This is a genomic window from Rhizobium sp. BR 317 (genome assembly GCF_047445835.1).
GTDB lineage: Bacteria > Pseudomonadota > Alphaproteobacteria > Rhizobiales > Rhizobiaceae > Rhizobium > Rhizobium paranaense.
In genome coordinates this window covers 1-3,152 of record NZ_JARWLB010000070.1, presented here as the reverse complement: position 1 = coordinate 3,152, position 3,152 = coordinate 1, and the positions used below count along the sequence as shown (strand labels likewise).

The window sequence follows — 3,152 nt, the reverse complement described above, 5'->3', positions numbered from 1 at the left end:
TCCATGCAGATGACTCGCTTGCCGCGTCCGAAGGCGGCAAGGCCATCCTCGGTGAAACCGCTGTTGCTCACGAACAGACCGCGGGTCCATGCGGCCTTTTGTTCGATCTTGCAGTGGAAGGTATGCAGCTCGGCCACGCCGATTGGCTGGCCGTGCCATTTGGCCTCAAGGAGATAGGTCTCGCTTCCGAGCTGAAAGCTGCCGTMGATCTGTTCGCCGCGCAGGCGAAAGGGCTCTTGGGCAGCGAGGCCGAAGGCGTCGAATAGGCCTTTGAGAAATCCCTCGAATGCGTAGCCTCGTGCATGTGGCGCAAGCGCGGTGACCTGAAGCAGATCCGTTTTGATCTTCGTGACCGCCTGTCGATCAACAGCGGCAGTCTGCGGGCTCGCTTTGGCGCGTTGGGGCGAAACGMCGCCTGAGAGGCGGTTGATTAGTGCTTGATAGCGCGTTTCCGCATTGGCGACTGGGTCGGCTCCGCCTGAGCGAGTKAGATATTCGCCACGATGCTCCCAAAGTGCCTCCAATGCGCGCACGGCGGTCGCGTCATCGCAGGTTTGGAGGAAGTAGCGCAGGCGCTTGCCCTTCGAGCCGCCGTTGACCGCGTATTGCGGGTCGTCGATGTTGACCTTKAGCTCGGAGGTGAAAAACTCGGCGAAACTGGTGTCGGAAAAATCCAGCACAAAGCCCGGACCGCGGACAAAATCGACGAGGTMGTCAACAAGACGCAGGTCTATGGATCGAATCGAACTAATAAATCTTCCTCCCCCAGCGGCCACCCTCGCGCTATTTGTTTATCTTTTCTTGCAGCGATGCAATCTTCGCAAGTATGTCTTCGAATGATGGCGGTGCCTCATCGAACATCATCGGCGCCATGGCTCGGTAATCGGCACGCAAGTCCCTGACCCGAGCTTCATCAGGCATTAAGCGCAGMGTTCCCGGCTGTGCAGTATCGTAGTTGGCCCAACCAGAACGGAAAAAGGTCGTCTTATGCTTAGCCACCTGCGCCAAGAGATCGAAGTCGGTTGCGGCGGCCTTKCCTTCCTCCGTATCAAGGAGCATGGCGAGATCGTAATAGTGCCGCGAGAAATATTGCGGCGTGGGCGAATCCGCTGGACGGTGCGCTTCCGCATGGAGTGCGGTCGCCTTTTCCCAGAAAGTACGCCGCGCTGATAGCACCGTCACGGTAGTGTCAGGATGATCGAAGAAGTCGGKATAATCCTCAGCCGCATAAGGGCGAACGACTTTCTMTTCCGTTGGCCAAGGATCGCCCCGCGCGCCAAGTTCAAGCTTCACGCGCGGCGTAATGTAGGCCATGCCTTCATATTCGGTATCAGGGAGTGCCGCTGGATAATGGAAGTTGACCGTTTGGGCGTCGCCGGGATCGATCTCTAGCTTCCACTCTCMGCTGGTCGGCTCACCGATCTGTTMCACGATCGCGGCGCGAAGAGCTGGGAGCAGTTTTTCTGCAATGTGACGTTCGACGTCACCAACCAGATCGTCGATCAGCCGTGCAGCCTTCTTCTTGCTGATACCTTCCTTCTCGGGATCGCGGTCGCCGGTGTATCCGAGCTCGGCGCGATCAAATGACAGGTCGATGTCCTCAGAGAAACGGCGGATAGCGTCAAACGCTTTGGAAAGCGACGTCCCTCCCTTGAAGACGAGCGAGGCTGTCGCGCCCTTKGGGAGGCCGAAAAGCCGCCTCAGGCTCCAGCAGACCCAGAAGTCCTTCTCGATGATTGTGTTKGCAACGCCCCGACGCGCGCCGGTCTCCCMAAAGAGGGCGGCGCGGTMGTCGGTTGAAAGCAGGGCRACCTTATCCATCGATATCGGCCGCCGCGTTTGCGATCGAGACAAGTGTCGGGCGCATCCAGGCGGGCGCCTGAATAGCGGTCGAGGCTAGTGTCTTCTTGTCGCTTGGCGACAGCCTGCGCGCCGCGATTTCCACGACGTCKGCGGCCCGAACAGGTCCAACATGGCGAAGCGCTTGAACCACCGTACCGGCAGGACTGCCCGGAGCGATMAGATGCTTGGGCGAAGCATGACGAAGATCGACGACGCGCTTCCCGAGCACGACGCGTCGCGATGGGCCATCGGTGAGATAGGTGCTCTGGGCGGGGACCTGTGTCGAAAGGCCGAGCGCGTTCGCCGCCCGTGCGCCAGCAATCTGTACCCGCGAGCCGGTCTCACGAGCAAGCGCCTGGGCTACATMATCGGGAGCAGGCGAAAGGGCGCCGAGCTGTGGATGCAGCTTGGGATAATCGTACAGCCCGCGAGCAAGGCGGCGAAGTTGACCACCCTTGACCAGTCGGGAAAGGGCCTGGTCAACCGATGAGCGGACGGCGACGGAGAGAAAGTCGCTTGGCGTGACGACACTACCGCGTCCCCTGGCGCGGACACGCTTCATGACCCGGTCGGGAACAGATGTGACGGCTGTCTTCATGTGTCAGAAAATAAGACATCTTTTTCTGACATGCAAGAGGGCATTACGGCAGCTGCAGTTAGCGCGATTATCAGCCTGCCCTGACTCTCGGAGTTGCTCACGCGGAGAGTTTCGCGGGTAGGCCTGGCAGAGGTCAGCACTCAAATCAAAGGGGCATTACAGGGTAAAATTCAACGAATTCACATACGCCCAAACGCCGATGCTTTGGACGGTGGCGGGAGCGGAGCGGCCACGACGGTGCTAGCCGTCCAAAATTTTATMGCGAGTGGAGATGCAAAGAGCCRCTAAGCTGTTGTGAACAAGCGAAATTTGCCTGAGTAATCGCACAACMATCTTGTGCAAAGCTCGGTATAGCGTAACCATAAGAGTTCGACCGTGTGGGGGCGAGTGGAAGCTAAAGCGGGGGTGACAGTTGAACGCCGAGATAAAACCGACGAAGCATAGCGCTCCAGGGCAGTATCTCGGGTTTGCACTGCAGCCTGTCCGAGCTTTCTATCATCTTCTCACCGCGCCCAAAGGCGCAAAGGTTGCTCTTGAGTTGCAGGATGACGTTTCGGTCCACTACGTCGACGGGAGCGTTTGTCTTGAGCAGACAAAAAGCGCCCTAAAACAAAATCCGATTGCGGACTGGGACGAAGATCTTTGGAAGGCCTTCGATAATTGGCGMGTTATGCTCGATGCTGGACAGTGTGTAGCGACCTCKACCAAATTC

General features: G+C 58.3%; 4 protein-coding genes. 1 reads left to right on the top strand and 3 read right to left on the bottom strand.

The window, feature by feature from the left end; all coding sequences use genetic code 11:
* From QD357_RS31585 to QD357_RS31575, 3 genes are all read right to left on the bottom strand, one after another.
* Positions 1-680 (bottom strand): restriction endonuclease (locus tag QD357_RS31585; protein WP_414125914.1); only part of this gene is annotated, 680 nt, incomplete at its 3' end.
* A 103-nt stretch (positions 681-783) separates the two neighbouring features.
* Positions 784-1,821, bottom strand: coding sequence for a nucleotidyl transferase AbiEii/AbiGii toxin family protein (locus QD357_RS31580; RefSeq protein ID WP_414125913.1), 1,038 nt, complete (start codon positions 1,819-1,821; stop codon positions 784-786).
* Positions 1,814-2,404, bottom strand: a complete 591-nt coding sequence (locus tag QD357_RS31575; RefSeq protein ID WP_414125912.1) for a DUF6088 family protein — start codon at positions 2,402-2,404, stop codon at positions 1,814-1,816. The genes QD357_RS31580 and QD357_RS31575 overlap by 8 nt, the downstream gene beginning before the upstream one ends.
* Positions 2,405-2,852: 448 nt before the next feature.
* On the opposite strand from QD357_RS31575, the gene QD357_RS31570 reads away from it, so the two are divergent.
* The coding region (locus QD357_RS31570; RefSeq protein ID WP_414125911.1) for a hypothetical protein at positions 2,853-3,152 on the top strand (300 nt) is incomplete at its 3' end.